This window comes from Pseudomonas fluorescens (genome assembly GCF_001902145.1).
GTDB lineage: Bacteria > Pseudomonadota > Gammaproteobacteria > Pseudomonadales > Pseudomonadaceae > Aquipseudomonas > Aquipseudomonas fluorescens_BV.
Window position 1 is genome coordinate 65,995 of the sequence record NZ_MRST01000014.1, and the last position, 22,744, is coordinate 88,738.

Genomic DNA, 22,744 nt, shown 5'->3' on the forward strand with positions numbered 1-22,744 from the left:
GGACGACGATGAGCCATCCTTCCCAATTCACCTTGCTGCGCACGCGGCGCTTCTTGCCGTTTTTCATCACCCAGTTGCTGGGCGCGTTCAACGACAACATCTTCAAGCAATCGCTGATCCTGGCCATCCTTTACAAGCTCACCATCGAGGGCGACCGCTCCATCTGGGTCAACCTGTGCGCCTTGTTGTTTATCCTGCCGTTCTTCCTGTTCTCGGCGTTGGCTGGGCAGTTTGGCGAGAAATTCAACAAGGACGCGTTGATCCGCGCGATCAAGATCGGCGAGATCGTGATCATGGCGGTGGGTGCGGCGGGCTTTCTGACCAATCATCTTGAGCTGATGCTGCTGGCGCTGTTTGCCATGGGCACGCACTCGGCACTGTTCGGCCCAGTGAAGTACTCGATCATGCCCCAGGCATTGCACGACGATGAATTGGTCGGGGGGAACGGCCTGGTGGAGATGGGTACGTTCCTGGCGATTCTGGCCGGAACCATCGGTGCCGGGATCATAATGTCTTCTACCCATTACGCGCCGGTGGTGGCGGTGGCGATTGTGGCCGTGGCGGTGCTGGGCTACCTGGCCAGCCGCAGCATCCCGCGCGCAGCGGCTTCGACACCGCAGCTGCGCCTGGACTGGAATATCTTCACTCAGTCCTGGGCGACGTTGCGCATGGGCCTGGGGCAGACCCCGGCAGTATCGCGCTCGATTGTCGGCAACTCATGGTTCTGGTTTGTCGGCGCGATCTACCTCACGCAAATCCCGGCCTACGCCAAGGAGTGGTTGTACGGCGACGAAACCGTAGTGACCTTGATCCTCACGGTGTTCTCGGTGGGCATCGCCCTGGGCTCGATGCTCTGCGAAAAACTCTCCGGGCGTAAGGTGGAAATCGGTCTGGTGCCGTTTGGCTCGTTTGGCCTGACCGTGTTCGGCCTGCTGCTGTGGTGGCACTCCGGCGGCTTCCCGCAGAACGTGCAAGCCAACGATTGGCTCGCGGTGCTCAGCTACGGCCAGGCGTGGTGGGTGCTGTTCGATATCCTCGGCCTGGGTGTGTTCGGCGGCTTTTACATCGTGCCGCTGTATGCGCTGATCCAGTCGCGCACCGCCGAGCACGAACGGGCACGGGTGATCGCGGCCAACAACATTCTCAATGCACTGTTCATGGTGGTCTCGGCCATCGTGTCCATTCTGCTGTTGAGCGTGGCCAAGCTGTCGATCCCCGAGTTGTTCCTGGTGGTGTCGCTGCTCAACATCGCGGTTAACACTTACATCTTTAAAATCGTCCCCGAGTTCACCATGCGCTTCATGATCTGGCTGCTCAGCCATTCCATGTACCGCGTGGAGCATCGCAACCTGCAAGCCATTCCGGATGAAGGCGCGGCGTTGCTGGTGTGCAACCATGTGTCGTTTGTCGATGCGCTGTTGATTGGCGGCGCAGTACGTCGGCCGATTCGCTTTGTCATGTACTACAAGATCTACCGCTTGCCGGTGCTCAATTTTATCTTCCGCACCGCCGGGGCGATTCCGATTGCCGGGCGCCATGAAGACATTCAGATCTACGAACAGGCGTTCGCGCGGATTGCCCAGTACCTGAAGGATGGCGAGTTGGTGTGCATCTTCCCGGAAGGCAAGCTGACAGCCGATGGCGAGATGAATGAGTTCCGGGGTGGGGTAACGCGCATCCTGGAGGAGACGCCGGTGCCGGTGATCCCGATGGCATTGCAGGGGTTGTGGGGGAGTTTCTTCAGCCGCGATCCGAACAAGGGCTTGTTTCATCGGATCTGGTCGCGGGTGGTGTTGGTGGCGGGTGAGCCGGTGGCTCTGGAGGCGGCGACGCCGGTGCAGTTGCAGGCTGTGGTGGGTGGCTTGCGGGGGAGCGTCAGGTAGTTTGTCGTTGTTTGTCAGGGCGTCATCGCAGGCAAGCCAGCTCCCACATTTGACTGTATTCACAATTCAAAAGGTGGGAGCTGGCTTGCCTGCGATAGCGGTAGTGGCTTAAGTGGAAATCTTGAGCCCAATCAGCCCGCAAATAATCAACGCCACGCTGGCCAACCGAAACAGCGCCATGGATTCTCCAAACAGGATAATCCCGGCAATCACCGTGCCCACGGCACCCACGCCGGTCCAGATGGCATAGGCGGTGCCCAGCGGCAGTTCCTTCATGGCCAGCCCCAGCAACCCAAGGCTGACGGCCATGGCGGCAATCGTCAGGGCGGTGGGCAGCGGCTTGCTGAACCCGTCGGTGTACTTCAAGCCGACGGCCCAGCCGACTTCAAACAACCCGGCAAAAAACAGAATGATCCAGGACATGATGACCTCGCTTCTATCAAAGTGGGGTCGTCCCCGGGTAAGCGCTTGATAGCGTCGCGAGGTCGTCCCCGCGAAGTTCGGTAGAGTGCCGAAATTAGGCTAGGCGATCAAGTTACGGCGTGGTTTCCAATGCGCGACGGTCTTCCTTCTCGCTCATGCGGCGGAAATAGGTCGACAGCAATGCCCCGGAAATATTGTGCCAGACGCTGAAGAGCGCACTGGGTACCGCCGCCAGCGGTGAAAAGTGCGCACTGGCCAAGGCGGCGCCCAGCCCGGAGTTCTGCATGCCCACTTCCAGAGCCAGCGACTTGCGTTGCGCCAAGGGCAACTTGAACAGGCGCCCGGTGAAGTAGCCCAGCAGGTAACCGAAGCTGTTGTGCAGCATCACCACGGCCATGATCAGCAGGCCAGACTCGGCAATCTTGCCTTGGCTTGCGGCGACTACGGCCGCAACGATGATCACAATGCTGACCACCGACACCAGCGGCAGCACGTCCACCGCGTGCCGTACCCGATCACCCAGTAAGCGCTGTGCGACCACGCCCAGTACGATGGGCAGCAGCACCACTTGCAGGATCGACCAGAACAACTCCATGAACGACACCGGCAGCCAGGCTGAGGCCAGCAGCCAGATCAATGCCGGTGTAAGCAGCGGAGCGAGGAGGGTGGTGACCGCGGCAATCGCCACCGATAACGCCAGGTCACCCCGGGCCAGCCAGGTCATGACGTTGGACGACGTGCCACTTGGGCAACAGCCGACCAGGATCACGCCAACGGCAATTTCCGCCGGCAAATGGAACGCCTGGCACAGCAACCATGCCACGCCCGGCATGATCACGAAATGCGCGACCACGCCCAGGGCCACGCGCCAGGGGTGGCGAGCGACTTCGGCGAAGTCTTCCAGTTTCAAGGTCAACCCCATGCCGAACATCACCAGGCCCAGCAGTGGGACGATGGCGCTTTTCAGGCCGATGAACCAGCTGGGTTGGAGAAAGGCGACAACGGCAAAGATCAACACCCAGTAGGCAAAGGTGTTGCCGACGAAGCGGCTCAAGGCGGCGAGTGCGCGCATGGGGATGTCCTTTTTTATTCGATTTCTGAGTTGTCGATGCAATCAAATGTGGGAGCTGGCTTGCCTGCGATAGCGGTGTATCAGTCGGCACTACTCTGGCTGACACTGCGCTATCGCAGGCAAGCCAGCTCCCACACTGACCGTGCCCGCATTGGATCGGTGTTGTTTAGATGCCCTGTGGTGTCTCTTCGCCGCCCAGTGCCTCGACCAACGCCGGCAGGAAATCGCCGAAGGTCAGCATCATCAAGGTAAAGCTGGCATCCAGTTGGCCCAGGGCTTCGTCGCCGCCGTCCTGTTCCGCCTGGTCTTGCAGCAGGTCTTCGAACTTCAGGCGCTTGACGGTCATTTTGTCGTCGAGCATGAAGGACAACTTGTCCTGCCACGCCAGGGACAGTTGGGTCACGACCTTGCCGGTGGTCAGGTGCAGTTGGATCTCTTCGCTGGTCAGGTCCTGGCGCTTGCAACGCACGATGCCGCCGTCTTCGTGGGTGTCGCGCAGTTCGCATTCGTCGAGGACGAAGAAGTCATCAGCCGGTTTCTGGGTGGTGACCCAGTCGGTCATGATTGCAGTCGGGGCGGTTTTTACCGTCAGCGGGCGGACCGGCAGGGTGCCGATCACTTCACGCAGGGTCGACAGCAGGTCTTCGGCGCGCTTGGGGCTGGCCGAGTTGACCAGGATCAGGCCCTGTTTCGGCGCGATCGCAGCGAAGGTCGACGAGCGACGGATAAAGGCGCGCGGCAGGAAGGCCTGGATGATTTCATCCTTGATCTGGTCGCGCTCCTTCTTATAGACCTTGCGCATCTGCTCGGCTTCGATCTCTTCGACTTTCTCTTTGAGTGCATCACGCACCACGCTACCCGGCAGGATGCGTTCTTCCTTGCGGGCGGCAATCAGCAGGAAATCTCCGCTGACGTGAACCAGGGGGGCATCTTCACCTTTACCGAAGGGTGCGACGAAACCGTAAGTGGTCAACTCCTGGCTTGCACAAGGGCGCGCCAGCTTGGTGGCCATGGCCGCTTCCAACGCCTCGGCATCAACAGGCAGATCTTGGGTCAGGCGATAGATAAGCAGGTTCTTGAACCACATGGGGTGAGTCTCTCCTCTATACAAAGGGGGGCATTATTCTCTTGATCACGCCGCAGGCCAACCCTGCCTAAGCCATTGGAAGGGCTGAAAAAAAAGATTTAAGAAAGTGCTTGCCAGACTTAAGGTCGCTCCGTAGAATGCGCGCCACACCGAAACGAAGGGTGATTAGCTCAGCTGGGAGAGCGTCTGCCTTACAAGCAGAATGTCGGCGGTTCGATCCCGTCATCACCCACCATTCGCTTCATGTGTTACGCGCAGCGGTAGTTCAGTCGGTTAGAATACCGGCCTGTCACGCCGGGGGTCGCGGGTTCGAGTCCCGTCCGCTGCGCCATATTCGGTCACCTGGAACGCTGAACGCCAGGTAACCAAAGAAAGCCCGCTCATCGAGCGGGTTTTTTTCTGTCCGAAATATGACAAAAAATCGTGCGCTAAACTTTTTTTAAATAAATTACATTTAAATCAAGACATTACGATTTTTTGGTGTATGATGCGCCCACACCGAAACGAAGGGTGATTAGCTCAGCTGGGAGAGCGTCTGCCTTACAAGCAGAATGTCGGCGGTTCGATCCCGTCATCACCCACCATTCGCTTCAAGTGTTACGCGCAGCGGTAGTTCAGTCGGTTAGAATACCGGCCTGTCACGCCGGGGGTCGCGGGTTCGAGTCCCGTCCGCTGCGCCATATTCGGTCACCTGGAACACTGAACGCCAGGTAGCCACAAGAAACCCGCTCATTGAGCGGGTTTTTTTTCGCCTGCGATTTAATGCGTCTTACGGTGCGTTGCGGCTGTGGCGGTAATCGCTGACGGCCTCGTACACCGCTTTGCGCAGCCGGTTGATCCCGCCGATGGGGCGGTGCGCTTCCAGCCCGAACCAGGGGTTGAACGACTGGTTATCGCACGCCAGGTTCTGCGCCGGGGTGTCGAAGTCCTGGGCGGGAATCCTGACCTTGGCCACGGTTTCATACGGCGCGTCGCTTTCCTTCCATTCGATGCTGGTGTCTTCGATGGGCATGAACGCCTGCGGGTTTTGCCGTTGGATCTGCAGCACAAAACACGCGTCTACACGGTCGGTGGACAGTTGCTGGTTGAGCGCGCTGCGCAGGAAGTTGGGCAGGTCCTGGTTCTGTTTGGGCAACACATAATCCGGGCAGCTTTGCGGGTCGGGCGCGACGCGAAACTTGGCGTTGGCCGCACCAAACTTGTAGGGCGACACTGAAAAGTAAGTCGTCTGCGTCGGGCTGGCCGGTGCGGGCGCCAGGGTTGCCAGGGCGATAAACAAGTGACGCACTTGCCAACTGCGCGGGTCGAGCTTGGGAAAGAACGCCAGGACCTTCTTGCCATCCGCTTGCGCACCGATGTTCTGCGCGTATTCCGCGACATCGCTGACAAAGAAGTTCGGGTGGCTGAACATCACGAAATCCTGCTCGGTGCGCGCTTGCTGGTCGGCCATCAGTTGCTTGCCTGGCACATCCAACAGCTTGATCGCCATGCCGCGTGCATCGCGGATGCTGTCGAATTGCGGATAAGCGTTGCCGTTGGACAGGCGCATCGTCGCCTGCCAGGTCTTGCCCGGCTCGGCGAACACGCCCTGGCGCAAGGCCGGGTCGAGATCCGCCAGAACGCTGACCTCGGCTTTCACGCAACCATGGGCCTTGGCATGGGCATCGCGCAGGTAGCGGGTGCCTTCGCGATGCTGGTCAACGATGCGCACGGCGGTCTGGATGATGCCTTGGGTCATCGCCGCTTCACCCGGCGGGATCTGTTCTTTCACCGACACCGGGCCCCTGTGTTGCCAGGCGAACCAGGCCGTGGCCAGCACCCACCCCAGCAGGCCCAGGCCCAGCAGCCACAACAGGGTTTTGCCAACAAAGGCGCCGAGGCGCAGCCAGAGACGGGCGAGCATGGAGCGGTCCTTGTTTTGCGATCGGATAATCATGGCAGTTGTTGCTCCAGCGGGCCGCCCAGCACTTTGAGGTATTCGAGCAGCGCCCAGCGTTCCTGCGGCAGCAAGCCGCGGCCGATCACGCCATTGCCACGTTCGCCGGCACGGAATTCGTGGCCGCTGTTGTGGTTGCCGGTGATTCTGGTATCGAACAGGAAGGCATTCTTGAAGGCGATGGTCTCAAACCCCAGGTGACGCGGGTCGTAGTTGAAGGTGCCTTTATAGAAGGTGGTGCTGCGTTCGTCCTGGGGCGAGAGCAGTTGGTAGATCGTCGGCACCGAACCGTTGTGCAGGAACGGTGGGGTGGCCCATACGCCTGCCAGTGGCCGCGCCTTATAGGCACGCAACTCGCGCACGCCGATGGGCAGGCCGAACCCGTCCAGGCCTGGGCGCTCGGCCGCGGTAACGCCGGCCGCACGGTAGGCATGCTCTTCGACGAAGGCGGTGACATAGGCCAAACCCTGGGCCACCGACATTTTTTTCAGGTCCGGCGGCGCGGTGGGGGTGGGGTGCAGTTCGACATTGAGCCGGGCCAGTTCGGCCGGGTCCCATTGCAGCGCGCTGAGGTCATAGCGTTGGTCGGCAATGTTGTTGGCCGTGCCGGGGTCGGTGCCGATGTAGTTCACCGGCAGCATTTTCAACTGCTGCACCGGGCGGCCGTTTTCTTGGGTGACGGTGGGTACGTGGCAGCCGGCGCAGTTCTCGGCAAAGAGTGCGCGACCCTGGGCGGCGAGGGGCTTGTCGATGGCACCGAACAAGTCTTGCGGCCAGGTCGGCGGTTTGAGCCGTTGCAGGGTTTCTTCGATCAGGTGCAGGTCCCGCACCCGTACGCTGGACGGGTAGCGGGCATCGCCTTTGAGCGGTTGCCCGGCAGCGTCGAAGAACGCCAGGGTCGCGCCTACGCCAAGGGCTTCGCCGATATTGCGCGCCATGGGCTGTTGGGCCGAGCCATTCCACTGCACCCAGTCGAAGGTCCAGATATCCCACAGCTGCGGGTAGTCCACCGGCGCATTGGCGACGCGATAATTGTCTGGGGAAATAGCGTCGCCAAAACTGGCGTTGGCGATACGCCCAAAGGCGTCAGTGCGGCCCGGGCCTTCTTCGGTGGGGTAAAGGCCGCGATGGGTGTCATTCCAGGCGACTTTGAGGAACTGGTTCAGCGATTGCTTGAAGTCCTTGCGCAGTTGATCGCGCTGGGCATCGTACTGATCCCCCAGGACCTTGTGGGCAAAGCGCTCGAACTTCCATGGGTTGTAATAGGTAGCGGCCAGGCTGGCGACCAGGGCCTGGCCGAAACTGCCGCCGCGCAACGTGGGAACGCTGGAGGGCAGCACGTGTTGCGCCGAGCCACCGTCGATGCGCAGGGCCTGGCCCTTGAAGTGCAATTCGCCGGTGTGGCAGGCCGCACAGGTGATATCCAGGTACTGAGCCTTGCTGTCGGCGTTCTGGTGCCGGGCAAACCCTACTGGCAAGTTGCCAGGGTTTTGTGGGGTGGGCACCTGCTTGGGGTCGATCAGGAAGCCAAAGCGCGCCAGGTACTGCGGCGCGGCAAAGCGTTGCTCGGAGAACGGCAGCTCCAGGGCGGTGAACCAGTCGTAGTGCAGGCCTTTTACTTGAGTGCCCTGGGGCGTGAAGTAGTAGGTCTGGCGGTCGGCGGCACTCCATTGCTCCTGGTAGTGCACTTGTTTCACGGGCACGTAATCCGGCAGCTTGGGATTGAGGGTGTAGTAGAGCACCACGGCCAGGATCAGGCCCAGTGCGATCAGTATCAGGAGTAAAACACGGGAAAAAGTGCGCAAGATAACTATCCTTGTCGAATTGTCGCGTTGTTATGCCACTGCGCCACAGGTGCGGCAAGTGACGATTAGCCTGCTATCAGGCGGTTCCGCGATCCGTCGCGGTGCTCCATGATAAATGGAAATGCTTTTAAACACGTGAACTTATCAGAAGTTTCCTGCTCACATGCCGGTAGCCATTGGTCGTGGCCGCCTGATAAGCTCGCGACTTTATTCAAATGCCCTTATGGCGCATGAACAAGGAAATAGCATGAAACAGCATCGGTTGGCGGCGGCGGTGGCCCTGGTTAGCCTGGTACTTGCGGGTTGTGATTCGCAGACCAGCGTAGAGCTGAAAACCCCGGCGCAGAAAGCTTCCTACGGCATCGGCCTGAACATGGGCAAGAGCCTTGCCCAAGAAGGCATGGACGACCTGGACTCCAAAGCTGTTGCCCAAGGCATCGAAGATGCCGTCGGCAAGAAAGAGCAGAAGCTCAAGGACGATGAGCTGGTTGAAGCGTTTGCCGCACTGCAAAAGCGTGCTGAAGAACGCATGACCAAAATGAGCGAAGAGTCGGCAGCCGCTGGCAAGAAATTCCTCGAAGACAACGCCAAGAAAGACGGTGTCGTCACCACCGCTTCCGGCCTGCAGTACAAGATCGTGAAGAAGGCCGACGGCGCCCAGCCTAAGCCGACCGACGTGGTGACTGTTCACTACACCGGCAAGCTCACCAACGGCACCACCTTTGACAGCTCCGTAGATCGCGGTAGCCCGATCGACCTGCCGGTCAGCGGTGTGATCCCGGGTTGGGTCGAAGGCTTGCAACTGATGCACGTGGGCGAGAAGGTCGAGTTGTACATCCCGTCCGACCTGGCCTACGGCGCCCAGAGCCCGAGCCCGGCGATCCCGGCCAACTCCGTGCTGGTATTCGACCTGGAGCTGCTGGCCATCAAGGACCCAGCCAAGGCAGAAGCGCCTGACGCCCCTGCTGCACCAGCCGCCAAGAAGTAATCGGCGCTTGAACACACAACGCCCCGTCTCGACGGGGCGTTGTTGTTTTCGGGGTTGTATCAAACGATGCAAAATTCCCTGTGGGAGCTGGCTTGCCTGCGATGGCGGCCTGGCAGCCGACGCCTATCTACCTGACGCCCCAACGATCCAACTGTGGGAGCGGGCTTGCTCGCGAAGGCGGCCTGACAGTCAACACGGCTGGATTGTGTACATATCCACTCCTGCGGTAACGGCCACTTTTGAAGCCTCTGCAAATCCAAACGAACGTCCGCAACCTCACACAGTCTGATATAAGACTCGAGCACGGGTAGCCGCACATACATGCCAAGTCAATGAATTCTTGGGTTTTTTTTATGTGCGCAAAAAACGCCCGATCTGACTGTAGGCCTTGTAGTCCGTGGCTTTCAGCCGATAAAACAGGCTCTGTTCACAAGGTTATCCACAATTTGTGTGGATAACCTTTTATGTCGCCTGGAACTGGAGTGCCCTATGAAACCACCGTTCAATTTCACCCGTTTCCTGCCCATGGCCGCACGTCTGCTCGGCCGTGGGCGCCTGCCCACCCTGTTGTTTGCCGTCGCTGCCAAAGGCTCAAGCCAGGGCAATCGGCTCGGCCAGCTCAAGGATGATCTCAAATTGCTTCAGGCCCTGTGCCTGGCTTACTGGCGCGGCGAATACCGTGCCATCAGCCCGAAGGCGCTGATTTCGGTGGTAGCGGGGCTGATGTACTTTCTCAGCCCGATTGATGCGATTCCGGACTTTCTCCCTATGTTCGGCATGCTCGACGACATCGCCGTGCTGGCATGGGTCATGAAGACCCTGAGCGGCGAACTGAGCGCCTTTCGTGTGTGGCGCGATGCGCAACGCCCGGAAAAGCTCGCGGTGGTTGAGCGCCTGCCAGCGACGCCTGAGCTGCTGGCCCGGGAAAACCCGCAAAAAAACTAATGATGCCTGGTATCCCCCGGCGACCTTCGTGGCTGTTAGGATTACACTTCTAAGGAAAGAACTTACTTAGTAAGTGTTTTTATCCTACGGGGCAGTCATGGATATTCAGATCATTTCACGCGATGGCGCACCCGAATACGCGGTGTTGCCATGGGACCAGTATCAGGCGCTGCTAAAAGCCGCCGGTCAGCAACAACCTACACCCGCTTCTTCCCCTGCCGCCTCTACCGCCATCGACCAGGACCTGCGCCCGCTCGCAGACCTGCGCGGCCTGCGTGAAGCCAAGGGGCTGGCTATCGAGACCCTGGCACGCACGGTGGGGATCAGCCCCTCGTACCTTGGTTTGATTGAAAGTGGTGAACGCCAGCCGGATGCCGCCATTCGCCGCAGCCTGGCTTGGGAATTGGGCGTAGCAGGTTGGAGGGATGAGTCTTGAGCCTACGTATTAGCCGTCAACACTGGGATGGGTTGCTCAACGAACTGGATCAGGCGCGGCGCCAGCGCCATTTGCTCACGTACCGTGCGCTGCTTGAGCGCCTGCAATTCCCCACGCCGGCCATGCAGACCCTGGCTGCGGCTCTGGAGCACTTGGCGGCGCTGGATGCCAAGGCAGAGCAGCCCCTGCGCAGTTCCCTGGTGATCAGCCAGGGTGCCAGCCGCCTGCCGCGCACCGGTTTTTTCGAATGTGTGGAGCGCCTGGGGCGGTTCAGCGGGCCTTCCGATGGTGTGGCCGCCGCGTCCTGGCATGCATCCGAAGTGGTGCGGGTGTTCGAGTACGAGTACCCGGAGTCCGCTGAGGCCTAAAGCGCCTGTGAGCAGGTGTCCATGCTGTCGATCACGTGGATGCTGTAGCCCACAACACCCTTGGCATGGTGCTTGGCTTGTGACGCCAGCTCTGCCAACTGGCTGGCATCGAGTTGTGCACAGGCCTGTGGATACAAATGCACCACGCCGACGGACAGCGACAACAACGCAAACTCCTGGCGCACGCCCTGGCGATTGAGCGCCACGAAGCACCCAGCCTCAAGGTGTTCAGCGCGGTAGAAGCGTCGGCATTGGGTGTGGAAATCGTCCAGCAGTTGGTTGAGCCGCTTGCGCCAGTCCTGCGGGCCCAGCACCAGCAGAAAATCATCGCCGCCAATGTGCCCGACAAAATCGCGGCTGGGGTCTACCCGGTCGTTGAGGCACTGCGCCAGGCACAGCAACACTTCATCCCCGCGCCCGTAGCCGTAGATATCGTTGAACGGTTTGAAACTGTCGATATCCACATAGCAGATCACCGACTCGCGCTGTTGCTGCAACAGTCGGGTGAGGCACTGCTGGATCGGCACGTTGCCAGGCAGCAAGGTCAGCGGATTGGCGTAGCGGGCCTGCTGGATTTTCAGCTCCGTGATCAACTTGAGCACGTCGATGACGCGACCCAGCCCCAGGTAATCACCGTTCAGGGTGATGATGAAATCCTCTTCGATGCGTTGCCGTGCGCGGCTGGTGAGTAAACGGCTGACCTGTTGCAAGGACTGGCTCAATTCCACCGCCAGGAAATCATCGCTCATCAAGCGACTGATGGGTTTGCGCGCAAACAAATCGGTCGCGAATGGCTTGAGCAACGCGTCCGACAACGAGTGCCGGTGCACAATGCCAACCGGGCAACCGCGGCCGTCCAACACCGCCAGCGAGTTGAGGTTGGCCTGGCGGCGGAATGATTCCAGCACTTGGGCGGTGGCGGTGTCTTGATCCACGGCGGGCTGCTCATTGAGCAGGGCGCTGAGGTCACTGCCTTCGTCATTGAGGGCCAGCGTGGCGTTATCCGGCTTGGGCAGCATCAGGCGCGCTTGCTGCGGCGGCTTTTCCTGAGGGCGGCAGAGCAGGTAGCCCTGGACCAGGTCGACGCCCATCTCGGTCAACACCGCCAGTTCTTCCGGCAGCTCGATGCCCTCGGCAATCACCTGGGCGCGGGACGCCCTGGCGATCTGCAGGATGGAGCCGACAAACTCACGCTTGAGGGCGTCCTGGTGAATGCCGTCGATAAAGTGCCGGTCGATCTTCACATAGTCCGGGCGCAGTTCCGACCACAACCGCAAGCTGGAATAACCGGCGCCCAAGTCATCCAGTGCGATGGCAAAACCCATGTCGCGGTAGTGGTGCAAGGCGGTTTGAAGCAGGGCGAAATCGTCGGTGGGCGCTTGCTCGGTGAGCTCGATCACCACCTGACTGGGAGAAATACCGAAGTCGCGCAACAGTTGCAGGGTGCGCCCTGGCTGATGCGCATGCTCCATCAAGGATTCCGGCGAGATATTGAGGAACAGCTTGCCGGGCAGTTTCTGCTCGCTGAAGCGTCGGCATGCACTCTCTCGACATGCCATGTCCAGTTCGCTCAGGCGCCCGGCATGGCTGGCCACCGAGAACAACGCGACGGGGGAGTGCAGCGGGCTGTTGGACGGGCCACGACTGAGGGCCTCATAACCGAGGATGCGCCGCTCCGACAGGCAGATGATCGGTTGGAACAGGCTGTGCAAACTGCCTTGAGCCAGGATTGAGCCCAATGCATTCAGCTGTTCGGTCGTGGTCATGGCGGTCTCGATCAAAAAAAAGGACCGCAGGCGTAAACCTGCGGTCCTTTTATTTCACGACAGAATGATGTCTATATGATGACACTCCGAAGAGCGATCACATTAAATCGCCATCATTTACTGCTTGGCCACCTGCTTGGTGATTTTCAGGTAATCCAGCAGGATCCGGCCAGTCTCGGCCAAGTAAGCGTCGTCTTCCGGCTTGGTTTTATCCGCCTCGGTCGGCAGTGCGTCTTCATCTTCTTTCTTCAGCTCTTTGAGCGGGTCTTCACCCTTGGCCTTGCGGCGAGTGTTTTCCAGCACCAGTTGCTGATTCTCGATGCTGGAGTGCTGTGCACGGCGATCCACTTCGTTGAGGCTGACGGTCTTCTCTTCCATCAGCTTCTTGGCCAGGGCCAGCTTGTCGCGGATAAACACGAACTCGGCGTCCTTGGCGGAGCGGGTGTCATGGTCAGCCTTCAACTGCGCCAGGAAGGGTTTGAACGGATCCGACGCCGGCTTGATCGCAGGGCGGATGGTGTCCCACGGCATGGCTTCAGGCAGCGCGCTTTCGCCGATTTCCTTGGTGTCGATGATCGACGGGAAATCGATATCCGGCAGTACGCCCTGATGCTGGGTGCTCTGCCCGGATACGCGGTAGAACTTGGCCAGTGTCAGTTTAAGCTCGCCATGATTCAGCGGTTGGATGGTCTGCACGGTGCCTTTGCCGAAGGTCTGGCCGCCGATGATCAATGCTCGGTGGTAGTCCTGCATGGCACCGGCGAAAATCTCCGAGGCCGAGGCCGAGAGACGGTTGACCAGCAGCGCCATCGGCCCTTTGTAGAAGGCCCCTGGGTTCTCGTCTTCGAGCACGTCGACACGGCCGTCAGCGTTGCGTACCAATACGGTCGGGCCCTTGTCGATAAACAGGCTGGTCAGTTCGGTGGCTTCCTGCAGGGAGCCGCCGCCGTTGTTGCGCAGGTCGATGACCACGCCGTCGACTTTCTCTTTCTGCAGTTCTGTCAGGATTTTCTTCACGTCGCGGGTGGTGGACTTGTAGTCCGGATCACCGGCGCGGAACGCCTTGAAGTCCAGGTAGAAGGCCGGGATTTCAATCACGCCCAGCTTGTAGTCCTTGCCATCCTGCTTGAGGTTGAGGACTTTCTTCTGCACGGCCTGGTCTTCGAGCTTCACCGCTTCACGGGTGATGGACACGATCTTGCTGGTCTGGTCGTTCGGTGCATTGGTGTGCGGAATCACTTCCAGGCGCACCACGCTGCCTTTAGGCCCACGGATCAGCTTGACTACTTCGTCCAGGCGCCAGCCGACCACATCGACCATCTCTTTGTCGGCCTGGGCCACACCGATGATCTTGTCGGCGGGTGCCACTTGCTTGGTTTTGTCAGCAGGGCCTGCCGGCACCAAACGTACGATCTTCACCTGGTCATTGTCGCTTTGCAGGACGGCACCGATGCCTTCCAGGGACAGACTCATATTGATATCGAAATTTTCCGCGTTATCTGGCGACAGATAATTGGTGTGCGGGTCGTAGGACATCGCAAAGGTGTTGATGTAGGCCTGGAAGATATCTTCGGCACGGGTCTGGTCCAGGCGCGCCAGCTGATTCTTGTAGCGCTTGGTCAACAGCTCTTGAATGGCTTTGGGCTCTTTGCCGGCGATCTTCAAGCGCAACACTTCGTCCTTGACGCGTTTGCGCCACAGGTCGTCCAGGGCTGCGGTGCTGGTCAGCCAAGGGGCGTCCTTGCGGTCTACCAGAAGGGTTTCTTTCTGGGTGAAATCGAGCTTGTCGACGCCTTTGTTCAGCTCACCCAACGCGAAGTCCAGACGCGCTTTGACGCGGTCCAGGTAACGCTTGTAGATAGTGAAACCGGGCTGCAGGTCGCCGCTCTTGAGGAAGTCGTCGAATTGCGCCTTCCACTTGTCGAACTCGGCGATATCGCTGGCCAGGAAGTAGCTGCGCGACGGGTCCAGCAGCTTGAGGTAGCTGTCGTAGATGATCACTGAGCGAGCGTCGTCCAGCGGCGGCTTGCTGTAGTGATGGCGCTTGAGCAACTCGACGACGTTAAGGCTGGCAATCACCTCATCGCGATCAGGCTGAAGGTTGTCCCAGCTATTGGCTGCGAACGTATTGGTCGACATCGACGCGAAGCCGAGACCAATGAAAAAAGCGAGGGCGGTGCTGGGGAACAGATGCTTCATGCTGATTCGACGCGGGGGCAATTGATAACGCATATTAGGCCGTCTTTGAGGGAGCCGGTTCCATATGGTCCGGTCGCATAATGCAAAAAGCCCGGCGCTACAGCATCGGGCTCAGTCCAGACTCACTATGGAGGCACTGTGAAAGCATTGCAAGGCGTTGAGGGGCATGTGGAGTGTCAGAACAACCCAGTCCTACATTCGATGTACTCCATGTTGCCAGCGGCCTGACCGAATCCCAGATTGAAATGCAGTTAGTGTGGGAGCTGGCTTGCCTGCGATAGCCATAGGTATCTACACAACTTTTTGGGCTGTAACAGCAGACGGTAACCACGATGCGAAGCGAGCGGCCCTTGATCTTGATCTGCTTTTGATCTTGATCTCAGGCGCCCCGTTAAACCACGCTGGCCGAACACAGGCTTGAATTCGTGGGTAACCCGGCAGGACGCCGGGTTAGCCGCCCCGCGCCATGGATGGCGCGTGGCGGCGGCCCACGGATTCAAGCCTGTGTTCGGGCACACCGAGCCTAAGCGAGGTGCCGAGTGGTGGGGCAAGAAGCGTTTTGCTTACTTTTGCGCTTTTCAAAAGTGAGCCGCTGTAAAAGCGGAACCCTAAGTAGCCGTTACCGCAGGAATGGATATGTACACGGTCCAACTGTGTTGACTGTCAGGCCGTCTTCGCAGGCAAGCCAGCTCCCAAAGGTTGATCTCTATTGATTCAGGTCCAGCGGTGGATCGGCCAGCCGGCCTGTTCGGCATGGGCGCGCAATACGGGGTCCGGGTTCACCACCTGCGGGTGATCCACCTTGAGCAGCAGCGGCAAATCATTGCGCGAATCCGAATAGAAATAGGCACCTTCAAGGGTTTCGCCTTCCTGCTCCAGCCATTCCAGCAAGCGCGTGATCTTGCCCTCGCGGTAGGTCAGTACATCGACGGTACGGCCGCTGTACACGCCGTGGCTGACCTCCAGGTTAATCCCCAGCACTTCCGCGATACCGATACGCGCAGCAATCGGCGTGACCAGGTGAGTGCCCGAAGCGGAAATCACCAGGATCCGGTCGCCGTTCGCGCGGTGGCGGGCGATGGTCTTGGTGGCATCGCTGTAGATCAGCGGCTCGATCACGTCCTCGACCCACGGTTCTACCAGGTGCTCGATTTCTCCCGGGGTACGGCCGATCATCGGCTCCAGGCTGAAATCCATGAAATCTTCCATCCGCAGCTTGCCCTGGCTGTAGGCATCCATCAGCTCGTTGTTCCTGCGCATGAATGACTCAGGGTCGACCCAGCCGAGGCGGCCCATCTGTTCGCTCCACAGCGTGGCGCAGTCGCCGTGGATCAAGGTGTCGTCCAGATCAAAAATTACCAATGCCATCGGTGAGGCTCTCTCTCAATAGGTCGCTGCCTGTCAGGCTACTTCACACAGTGCGCTGGGGTCGATGGAAAGTGCCAGGCGCTGGCCGTCCGGGTGCAGGTCGTCGGCCGAACGATTGAGCACGTCCACCACCAGCTCGACGCCACGGGCTTCGATGCGGTAGCGAATCACGTTACCCAGCAGGCTGTGGCTACGCACCAACGCATCCAGCTCGCCGCTGCGGCTCAACTCGATGGCCTCGGGCCGAATCGCGATGCGCCCGCTGATCGGCCGCTGCAGCAGTTGGCTGGCCTTGTCGGCATCGAGCAGGTTGTAGTTGCCGATAAATCCGGCAGCGAACACATCCACCGGCGCGGTATAGAGGGTTTCGGCATCGCCGCTCTGCACGATCTTGCCCTGGTTCATCAAAAAGATGCGGTCGGACATGGTCAGCGCTTCTTCCTGATCATGGGTCACGAAAATAGTAGTCAGCCCTAGCTCGCGCTGGATCTGGCGGATCTGTTCGCGCAAATGCTTGCGAATCCGTGCATCCAATGCCGACAGCGGTTCATCGAGCAACAGCAGGCGCGGGCGGGTGACCAGGGAGCGGGCGAGGGCAACGCGCTGGCACTGGCCACCGGACATCTGGTGCGGATAACGGCCGGCCAGGTCCTTGAGCTCCACCAGTTGCAGCACTTCTTGTACGCGCTTGTGACTGTCGTCGGCGTTGACCTTTTGCATGCGCAGGCCGAAGGCGACGTTCTGTTCCACAGTCATGTTGGGGAACAGCGCGTAGCTCTGGAATACCATGCCGATCTGGCGTTTCTGTGGGCTCAGGGGCACGATGTCCTGGCCATCCAGGAGGATTTGGCCGCTGTCCACCGGCGTAAGCCCGGCGATGCAGCGCAGCAGCGTGGATTTGCCGCAACCGGACGGGCCGAGCAGGGTGACGAACTCGCCTTTGGCGACCTCGCAATTGATATCGCTGAACACCGGGGTGCCGGCGTAGCCTTTTTGCAGGTGTTGGACGCTGACGAAGCTCATTGGCTTTTGTCCTTGTTCAAGAGAGTGGCGGCCCAGGTCAGTACCAGCACAAAGAAGAAATACGAGATCACCACGGCACTGGTGAAATGGCCGCTGCTGTTGCGCATGTTGTTGAGGTACACCTGCAGGGTTTCGTAGCGGGTACCGACGAGGATGTTGGCGAACACGAACTCACCGAACAGGAACGAGAACGACAGCAGCAGCGCCACCATCAGGCCCTTGCGCAGGTTGGGCAGCACCACCAGGATCGCGGCCTGCCAGGTGCTGGCGCCGAGCAGTTGCGAAGCGTCCATCAGGTCGCGCAGGTTGATGGCTTGCAGGTTGTTGGTGATCGCGCGGTACATGAACGGCAGCGCGACGGTGAAGTAACAGCCGATCAAAATCCACGGCGTGCCCACCATCGCCAGCGGCCCGGAACCGTACAGTTGCAGCAGACCCACCGAGGACACCACTGGCGGCACCGCAAAGGGCAGCAGGATCAGGATGTTCATCAGCGCGTCGAGCTTGGGAAAGTGGTAATGCACCACGAACAGCAGCGGCAAGATCAGCACCACTGAAAGGATCAGTGCGCCCACGCAAACCAGCAACGATTGCCCGAAGGCCATCAGAAAGCGCGGGTCGCTCCACAGCTGTACATACCATTTCACACTAAAGCCAGCGGGCAGGATGGTCGCCGACCAACTGCTGGAAATCGAGTAGACAAAGGTGCCCACCAGCGGCAGCACCAGGATCAGGAATAACAGGTACACCACCACCCGATGGTAGAGGGAGGCCGAGCCGGCTTCAGCGCGAGACATGGTAGCTCCTCTTGAGCAGCAGTTGATGCACTACCGTGACCACGGTCATCAGCGCCACCAGCACCACGGCCAGGGCGCTGGCCATGTTCGGGTCCAGCGACACATCGCCGGACACCAGGCCGGCAATGCGAATCGGCAGCACGTTGAAGTTGCCGGTGGTGAGGGCGTAGACCGTGGCGTAGGCGCCGAGGGCGTTGGCCAGCAGGATCACGAAGGTGCCGAGCAGGGCCGGGGTGAGCACCGGCAGGCCGATATGCCGCCAGAACTGCCAGCCATTCGCACCGAGCAGGGCGGCCGATTCACGCCAGTCTTCGCGCAATGCGTCAAAGGCCGGGTAGAGCAGCAGTACGCCGAGGGGAATCTGGAAGTAGGTATAGAGGATGATCAAGCCGGTTTTCGAGTACAGGTTGAAGTCCTCAATGATCCCGGCCTGCTTGAGCATGAGGGTGATACTGCCGTTGAACCCCAGCAGGATGATGAACGCGAAGGCCAGGGGGACGCCGGCGAAGTTGCTGGTCATGTTGGCGAACGCGGTGACGAAGTTGCGCAGCGGCGAATCCACTCGGCGCAGCGAGTAGCTGCCCAGGGTGGCGATGATGATGCCGAAGATGCTGGAGTAAAAGCTGATCTCCAGGCTGAACTGGATCGCCTGCCGGTAGAACTTCGAGGTGAAGATGCGAGTGAAGTTTTCCAGGCTCCAGCCGGCCTCTTCGGTTTGCAGGCTGCTGATCAGCACCCACACCAGTGGCGCGATCTCGAACACGATAAAGAACAGTGCGAAGGGCAGCAGGCATAGCAGGGCCAGCCATTTGCCGCGGGTCAGTGCATTCACTTGAGCAGCTCCCGGCACACAGGTTTGTCGTGGGGCACGCCCAGCAGTTCGCAGACGGTGCCGCACAGGTCGGTCTGTTTCGGCGCGGCATCGGTGTCCAGGCTGAAGGCGTCACCGATGACAAACAGTGGCACTTCCCGTTCTTCGCGCAACAGGCCGTTGTGGGAGCGGTCGTTGTTCATGCCGTGGTCGGCGGTGACCAGTACCTGGTAGCCGGCATCGAGCCAGCCTTGCAGGTAGTCGGCCAGGATAATGTCGGCCGAACGCGCGCTGTTGCGGTATTGCGCGGTGTCGAGGCCGTGCTTGTGGCCGGCGTCGTCGATGTTCATCGGGTGCACCAGCAAAAAGTTTGGCGTGTGCTTGAGCCGCAGGCTTTCGGCATCGGCGAACAGGTGGGAATCGGGGTAGTGGTCATTCCAGTAGAAATGCCCGTGCTGGATCGTCAGCGCCTTGTCGTCGGTGTGACGATCGCGGGCGGCGAGAAAAGGCGTGCGGTTATACAACTCGCTGACCCAATGGTAAGCCGCCGCAGCGGTGCTCAAGCCTGCGTCGGTGGCGTAATGGAAAATGCTGCGCTGGTTGGACAGGCGCGAGACGTTGTTGTGCACGACACCGCTTTGGATCGGCGGCACGCCGGTGAGGATGCATTCATACAACGGGCGGGACAGGGCAGGCAGTTCACATTCCAGTGTGTAGAGGGCTGCGCGTCCTGCGCCGACATAGGCCTGCAAGTGCCCCATGGCGTGCCGGGCAACCTCGAAATTGAGACCGTCGAGCACCACAAGGATGACATTGTGCTTCATGGGGGGCTGGGGCTCCGCAACAGATGGTATGGCTCAGATCACCTTGGAATGGGATCAAATGTGGGAGCTGGCTTGCCTGCGATGGCGGTGTATCAGTGGACACAAATGTTGAATGTCAGACCGCTATCGCAGGCAAGCCAGCTCCCACACTGACCGCATTTGGATCAGAGAGACCGATTACTTCATTTCTACGATGACTTGCTCGTTCCACATCTGTGGCAGCTTCTTGGACGTCGCTTCCCAGGCATCGGCATCCTTGATCGGCTGCGGGTTGGCCTTGGTGTACTGCTCGCCCGGGATCAGGTTTTTGGCGATATCGGCCGGCAGCTTCAGGTCGGTTTCCGCACGGATCGGACGTGCATTGCCTTTGGCCAGGTTGAGTTGGCCGGCATCGCTGAAGATGTATTCGCGGGTCAGCTTGGCGGCGTTCGGGTGCTTGGCATATTTGTTGATGATGGTGGTGTAGCCGGATTTCACCGAGCCATCCGAGGGGATCAGCACCACGTAGTCATCCGGGTTGGCCATCTTGGCCTTGTAGCTCAGGCCGTTGAAGTCCCAGACGATGCCGACTTCGACTTCGCCTTTTTCCATGGTTGCAATGGTGGGGTTGGACAGGCCAAGTCGACCTTGCTGGGCGATCTTGGTGAAAAATTGCAGGCCCGGGGCAATGTTTTTCTCGTCGCCTTTATTGGCGATGGCAGCGGCCAATACCGCGTTGGAGGCTTGGGCCGCGGTGCTTACGTCACCCACGGAGACCTTGTATTTACCGGTTTGGAGGTCGGCCCAACTGGTCGGGACTTCGGATCCGTGCAGCAGCTTCTTGTTGACGATAAAGGCAATGGTGCCGGTGTAGGCCAGGGCCCAGTGACCGTCCTTGTCTTTCGCCCAATCCGGCACCTGCGCCCAGGTGGACGGCTTGTACGGCTGGGTGACTTCCTGCTTCACCGCGATAGGGCCGAAGGCCGCGCCCACGTCACCGATATCGGCGCTGGCGTTGTCTTTTTCGGCTTTGAACTTGGCGATTTCCTGGGCCGAGCTCATGTCGGTGTCAATGTGCTTGAGGCCGTAGGTCTTGGCCAGGTCTTCCCAGGTGCCTTTCCAGTTGGCCCAGTCATCGGGCATGCCGACGCTGTTGACGGCGCCTTCCGCTTTGGCGGCGGCTTCCAAGGTTTTTAGATCGGTATCAGCAGCCATGGCGGCGGTGCACATGGCAATGGTCGAGCCTAACAGTGATGCCAGGAAAAGCTGTTTCATCCGAAGCTCCTTTGGGCGTTTTCAACGCGGCGTTTTATCTGAACGTTAGCGGTGGTTTGGTCTAGGTCAGCAATACCTGAGCCAATCTAGGCCCCATGGATGACAGTTTCATGTCGATGTCGTTTTTGAAGCGCTGATGTCGCTCAGCTCCGACTTAGCGTAGACCATGCCCAAGTGCCCGCAGGCCCTGGACTTGGCCGATGTATTGCAGGGTGTGGTAGAGGCAGTCGACAGCCTTTGTCATCTGTCGGTCATCTGGAGTGCCTAGGCTGGCACACAGCAGCAAAAGCCCAGATAGAGCGCGTTTTGTGCACCTGAACGGTGCTGGTCTAGTCCAGATAGGTAACGTTGATGCGTGATGAGGCAATCAAGGCGGTAACTTCCATCGGCCTGGCGCTGCAAGAGCAGATCGACCACGGCCTGTTGCCGCCTGCCAGCAAACTGCCCGCCGAACGCAAGCTCAGCGAGTTGTTTGGTACCACTCGGATTACCGTGCGGGAAGCCTTGTTACAGCTGGAGGCCCAAGGGCAGATCTACCGCGAAGAGCGTCGGGGCTGGTTCGTCTCGCCGCCACGGCTGGCCTATAACCTGATGCAGCGCAGCCACTTTCACGCCATGGTCAGCGACCAGGGGCGCGAGGCCTCCACGCAGGTTATTTCAGCACGGTTGCAACCGGCTTCGGCGGCGGTGTGCGCGTGGTTGCAATTGCCGGCGTTGTCCAGCGTGATCCAGATTTGCCGGGGGCGCAGGATTGACGGGCGCCTGGTTTTGTATGTGGAGCACTACCTGAACCCGCAGTATTTTCCGGGGATCCTTGCGTGCGATTTGAATCAGTCGATGACTGAGCTGTATGCGGGCAAATATGACTTGCACTATGGACGGGTGCGTTTCGAGATTGTGCCGACCTCACTGCCAGTGGAGGCAGCCGCTGCGCTGCGCGTCTCGGTGGGCAGCCCGGGGTTGCGCATCGCGCGGGTCAACTACGATCAGCATCAACGCCTGATCGACTGTGACCTGGAGTTCTGGCGGCATGATGCGATTCATGTGGGTGTGGATGTGGTGTAGCGGCTGGTGCACCGCGAACCCGTGTGGGAGCTGGCTTGCCTTCGATGGCATCGACTCGGTATGCCTGATAAACCGAGGCGCCTGCATCGCAGCATAGGTATCTACACAACTTTGTAGGCTGTAGCCGCCGACGGTAACCACGATGCGAAGCGAGCCGCTCTTGATCTTGATCTGCTTTTGATCTCAGGCGCCCCGTTAAACCACGCTGGCCGGAATTCGACAGTGATTTGGGGGGTAAACCGGCAGGGATGCCGGTTTAGCCGCCCCGCGCCATGGATGGCGCGTGGCGGCGGCCCCCCAAATCACTGGCGGATTACGGGCACACCGAGCCTGAGCGAGGTGCCGAGTGGTGGGGCAAGAGCCTTTTGGTTACTTTTGGGCTCTTCAAAAGTGACCCGCTGTAAAAGCGGAACCAATAGCAGCCATTACCGCAGGAACGGATATGTACGCGGTCTGACCCGAGATACTGGTCGGCTTTAAGGCCGCCTTCGCAGCGATGCGGCGACCCGACAAGCCAGCTCCCACATTGGATCGCGGGGCATCAGTTATATCAGCGTCGGCTGTCAGGCCGTCGCGGGAGCAAGCTCCCTCGCCACAGGTCCTGCGTCACATTAAAGCTGTGTAGATACTTATGGCTATCGCAGGCAAGCCAGCTCCCACATTGAACCGAGTTTATCCCTGACGGATCGGTGGT

Annotated in this window: 19 protein-coding genes and 4 tRNA genes; 10 read left to right on the plus strand and 13 right to left on the minus strand. The window is 59.7% G+C overall.

What is annotated here, in order from left to right:
• Positions 1 to 8: 8 nt before the first annotated feature.
• Positions 9 to 1,883, plus strand: coding sequence for an MFS transporter (locus tag BUE92_RS02335; RefSeq protein WP_073521774.1), 1,875 nt, complete (start codon positions 9 to 11; stop codon positions 1,881 to 1,883).
• Positions 1,884 to 1,991: 108 nt separating this feature from the next.
• On the opposite strand, the gene sugE is transcribed toward BUE92_RS02335, so the two are convergent.
• From sugE to rdgC, 3 genes are all read right to left on the minus strand, one after another.
• On the minus strand, positions 1,992 to 2,306 hold the full coding sequence (gene sugE, locus BUE92_RS02340) for a quaternary ammonium compound efflux SMR transporter SugE (RefSeq protein WP_010211634.1): 315 nt from the start codon (positions 2,304 to 2,306) through the stop codon (positions 1,992 to 1,994).
• A 112-nt stretch (positions 2,307 to 2,418) separates the two neighbouring features.
• Positions 2,419 to 3,378 carry a bile acid:sodium symporter family protein gene (locus BUE92_RS02345; RefSeq protein ID WP_003190129.1) on the minus strand — a complete coding sequence of 320 codons (960 nt, stop codon included), beginning with the start codon at positions 3,376 to 3,378 and terminating at the stop codon, positions 2,419 to 2,421.
• Between the two features lie 166 nt (positions 3,379 to 3,544).
• On the minus strand, positions 3,545 to 4,465 hold the full coding sequence (gene rdgC / locus BUE92_RS02350; protein ID WP_020301078.1) for a recombination-associated protein RdgC: 921 nt from the start codon (positions 4,463 to 4,465) through the stop codon (positions 3,545 to 3,547).
• A 159-nt stretch (positions 4,466 to 4,624) separates the two neighbouring features.
• Between rdgC and BUE92_RS02355 the strand changes: the two genes are divergently transcribed.
• The 4 genes from BUE92_RS02355 (at position 4,625) to BUE92_RS02370 (ending at position 5,145) form a co-directional block, all read left to right on the plus strand.
• Positions 4,625 to 4,700 (plus strand) — tRNA-Val (locus BUE92_RS02355).
• Positions 4,701 to 4,719: 19 nt separating this feature from the next.
• Positions 4,720 to 4,796: transfer RNA gene (locus BUE92_RS02360), tRNA-Asp, on the plus strand.
• A gap of 177 nt (positions 4,797 to 4,973) precedes the next feature.
• Positions 4,974 to 5,049, plus strand: a tRNA-Val gene (locus BUE92_RS02365).
• Between the two features lie 19 nt (positions 5,050 to 5,068).
• Positions 5,069 to 5,145, plus strand: a tRNA-Asp gene (locus tag BUE92_RS02370).
• A gap of 89 nt (positions 5,146 to 5,234) precedes the next feature.
• Here the strand turns inward: BUE92_RS02370 and BUE92_RS02375 are convergent.
• Together BUE92_RS02375 and BUE92_RS02380 are read right to left on the minus strand one after the other, a co-directional pair.
• A complete protein-coding gene (locus BUE92_RS02375; RefSeq protein ID WP_032901960.1) occupies positions 5,235 to 6,368 on the minus strand; it encodes a catalase family protein in 1,134 nt (377 codons plus the stop codon).
• Positions 6,369 to 6,397: 29 nt separating this feature from the next.
• Complete coding sequence (locus BUE92_RS02380) at positions 6,398 to 8,206, minus strand: di-heme-cytochrome C peroxidase (protein WP_073521775.1); 1,809 nt, start codon at positions 8,204 to 8,206, stop codon at positions 6,398 to 6,400.
• 247 nt (positions 8,207 to 8,453) lie between these two features.
• On the opposite strand from BUE92_RS02380, the gene BUE92_RS02385 reads away from it, so the two are divergent.
• From BUE92_RS02385 to BUE92_RS02400, 4 genes are all read left to right on the plus strand, one after another.
• Positions 8,454 to 9,194, plus strand: coding sequence for an FKBP-type peptidyl-prolyl cis-trans isomerase (locus tag BUE92_RS02385; protein ID WP_017136377.1), 741 nt, complete (start codon positions 8,454 to 8,456; stop codon positions 9,192 to 9,194).
• Between the two features lie 489 nt (positions 9,195 to 9,683).
• Positions 9,684 to 10,139, plus strand: coding sequence for a YkvA family protein (locus tag BUE92_RS02390; protein WP_073521776.1), 456 nt, complete (start codon positions 9,684 to 9,686; stop codon positions 10,137 to 10,139).
• Positions 10,140 to 10,236: 97 nt separating this feature from the next.
• Complete coding sequence (locus tag BUE92_RS02395) at positions 10,237 to 10,575, plus strand: helix-turn-helix domain-containing protein (protein ID WP_057703664.1); 339 nt, start codon at positions 10,237 to 10,239, stop codon at positions 10,573 to 10,575.
• Positions 10,572 to 10,943: a hypothetical protein gene (locus BUE92_RS02400; protein WP_005786715.1), complete on the plus strand. Its 372-nt coding sequence runs from the start codon at positions 10,572 to 10,574 to the stop codon at positions 10,941 to 10,943. The genes BUE92_RS02395 and BUE92_RS02400 overlap by 4 nt, the downstream gene beginning before the upstream one ends.
• Here BUE92_RS02400 and BUE92_RS02405 read toward each other — a convergent pair.
• The 8 genes from BUE92_RS02405 to BUE92_RS02440 all read right to left on the minus strand — a co-directional run bounded on the left by BUE92_RS02405 (position 10,940) and on the right by BUE92_RS02440 (position 20,985).
• A complete protein-coding gene (locus BUE92_RS02405; protein ID WP_073521777.1) occupies positions 10,940 to 12,709 on the minus strand; it encodes a bifunctional diguanylate cyclase/phosphodiesterase in 1,770 nt (589 codons plus the stop codon). The genes BUE92_RS02400 and BUE92_RS02405 overlap by 4 nt on opposite strands.
• Before the next feature lie 117 nt (positions 12,710 to 12,826).
• A complete protein-coding gene (locus BUE92_RS02410) occupies positions 12,827 to 14,908 on the minus strand; it encodes a carboxy terminal-processing peptidase (RefSeq protein ID WP_256673926.1) in 2,082 nt (693 codons plus the stop codon).
• A gap of 714 nt (positions 14,909 to 15,622) precedes the next feature.
• On the minus strand, positions 15,623 to 16,276 hold the full coding sequence (locus tag BUE92_RS02415; RefSeq protein ID WP_073521779.1) for an HAD family hydrolase: 654 nt from the start codon (positions 16,274 to 16,276) through the stop codon (positions 15,623 to 15,625).
• Positions 16,277 to 16,309: 33 nt separating this feature from the next.
• The gene (locus tag BUE92_RS02420; RefSeq protein WP_034127242.1) at positions 16,310 to 17,299 is read right to left on the minus strand and encodes an ABC transporter ATP-binding protein; all 990 of its coding nucleotides are present in this window, start codon (positions 17,297 to 17,299) and stop codon (positions 16,310 to 16,312) included.
• Positions 17,296 to 18,096 (minus strand): ABC transporter permease, encoded by an 801-nt coding sequence (locus BUE92_RS02425; RefSeq protein WP_020301071.1) that lies wholly within the window; start codon positions 18,094 to 18,096, stop codon positions 17,296 to 17,298. The genes BUE92_RS02420 and BUE92_RS02425 overlap by 4 nt, the downstream gene beginning before the upstream one ends.
• Positions 18,083 to 18,928: an ABC transporter permease gene (locus BUE92_RS02430; protein WP_003190145.1), complete on the minus strand. Its 846-nt coding sequence runs from the start codon at positions 18,926 to 18,928 to the stop codon at positions 18,083 to 18,085. The genes BUE92_RS02425 and BUE92_RS02430 overlap by 14 nt, the downstream gene beginning before the upstream one ends.
• Positions 18,925 to 19,731: an alkaline phosphatase family protein gene (locus BUE92_RS02435; protein WP_073521780.1), complete on the minus strand. Its 807-nt coding sequence runs from the start codon at positions 19,729 to 19,731 to the stop codon at positions 18,925 to 18,927. Before BUE92_RS02435 ends, BUE92_RS02430 begins: the two co-directional genes overlap by 4 nt.
• A gap of 177 nt (positions 19,732 to 19,908) precedes the next feature.
• Positions 19,909 to 20,985, minus strand: a complete 1,077-nt coding sequence (locus BUE92_RS02440; RefSeq protein WP_073521781.1) for an ABC transporter substrate-binding protein — start codon at positions 20,983 to 20,985, stop codon at positions 19,909 to 19,911.
• A 351-nt stretch (positions 20,986 to 21,336) separates the two neighbouring features.
• On the opposite strand from BUE92_RS02440, the gene BUE92_RS02445 reads away from it, so the two are divergent.
• The gene (locus BUE92_RS02445; RefSeq protein WP_073521782.1) at positions 21,337 to 22,050 is read left to right on the plus strand and encodes a UTRA domain-containing protein; all 714 of its coding nucleotides are present in this window, start codon (positions 21,337 to 21,339) and stop codon (positions 22,048 to 22,050) included.
• Positions 22,051 to 22,744: the final 694 nt, after the last annotated feature.

Coding starts and splice junctions, on each gene's coding strand:
- BUE92_RS02385 (WP_017136377.1), top strand. CDS start 8,454: ATGAAACAGCATCGGTTGGCGGCGGCGGTGGCCCTGGTTAGCCTGGTA.
- BUE92_RS02425 (WP_020301071.1), bottom strand. CDS start 18,096: ATGTCTCGCGCTGAAGCCGGCTCGGCCTCCCTCTACCATCGGGTGGTG.
- BUE92_RS02420 (WP_034127242.1), bottom strand. CDS start 17,299: ATGAGCTTCGTCAGCGTCCAACACCTGCAAAAAGGCTACGCCGGCACC.
- BUE92_RS02335 (WP_073521774.1), top strand. CDS start 9: ATGAGCCATCCTTCCCAATTCACCTTGCTGCGCACGCGGCGCTTCTTG.
- BUE92_RS02395 (WP_057703664.1), top strand. CDS start 10,237: ATGGATATTCAGATCATTTCACGCGATGGCGCACCCGAATACGCGGTG.
- BUE92_RS02440 (WP_073521781.1), bottom strand. CDS start 20,985: ATGAAACAGCTTTTCCTGGCATCACTGTTAGGCTCGACCATTGCCATG.
- BUE92_RS02405 (WP_073521777.1), bottom strand. CDS start 12,709: ATGACCACGACCGAACAGCTGAATGCATTGGGCTCAATCCTGGCTCAA.
- BUE92_RS02410 (WP_256673926.1), bottom strand. CDS start 14,908: ATGAAGCATCTGTTCCCCAGCACCGCCCTCGCTTTTTTCATTGGTCTC.
- sugE (WP_010211634.1), bottom strand. CDS start 2,306: ATGTCCTGGATCATTCTGTTTTTTGCCGGGTTGTTTGAAGTCGGCTGG.
- BUE92_RS02375 (WP_032901960.1), bottom strand. CDS start 6,368: ATGCTCGCCCGTCTCTGGCTGCGCCTCGGCGCCTTTGTTGGCAAAACC.
- BUE92_RS02390 (WP_073521776.1), top strand. CDS start 9,684: ATGAAACCACCGTTCAATTTCACCCGTTTCCTGCCCATGGCCGCACGT.
- BUE92_RS02345 (WP_003190129.1), bottom strand. CDS start 3,378: ATGCGCGCACTCGCCGCCTTGAGCCGCTTCGTCGGCAACACCTTTGCC.
- BUE92_RS02445 (WP_073521782.1), top strand. CDS start 21,337: ATGCGTGATGAGGCAATCAAGGCGGTAACTTCCATCGGCCTGGCGCTG.
- rdgC (WP_020301078.1), bottom strand. CDS start 4,465: ATGTGGTTCAAGAACCTGCTTATCTATCGCCTGACCCAAGATCTGCCT.
- BUE92_RS02415 (WP_073521779.1), bottom strand. CDS start 16,276: ATGGCATTGGTAATTTTTGATCTGGACGACACCTTGATCCACGGCGAC.
- BUE92_RS02435 (WP_073521780.1), bottom strand. CDS start 19,731: ATGAAGCACAATGTCATCCTTGTGGTGCTCGACGGTCTCAATTTCGAG.